Here is a 258-nt window from a genome sequence, read left to right as displayed (position 1 = left end):
TTCGCCGTGCCCGGCCGTTGCCGCATGAGCACGATCCCGGGCAGGCGAATGGAACTGCCCGCGCGTGCCGAGTTGAGGTGTCGGGTGTCGTGATATCCCTGTTTCGATAATTTCGGCCGCAGCAAGGCGAGGGGATGCTGCCGCAGCGTCAGTCCTGTAGCGGCGTAGTCGAGCACGATCGCTTGTCCTGCCGCCTCGGCCGGCAAGGCGGGGGCGACCTCGTTGATGAGTCCTGGCTCCCCGAGTGCGTAGTCGGCC

At 66.7% G+C, this 258-nt stretch carries 1 pseudogene; it reads right to left on the bottom strand.

Going from position 1 to position 258, the window contains the following annotated elements:
• Positions 1 to 258: pseudogene (locus tag GSQ92_RS26795) on the bottom strand (hypothetical protein); the annotation flags it as partial.

The organism is Acidisoma sp. S159, from assembly GCF_009766125.1.
GTDB lineage: Bacteria > Pseudomonadota > Alphaproteobacteria > Acetobacterales > Acetobacteraceae > Acidisoma.
The sequence above is the reverse complement of the archived record's forward strand: the minus strand, read 5'-3'. Positions and strand labels throughout refer to the sequence as shown.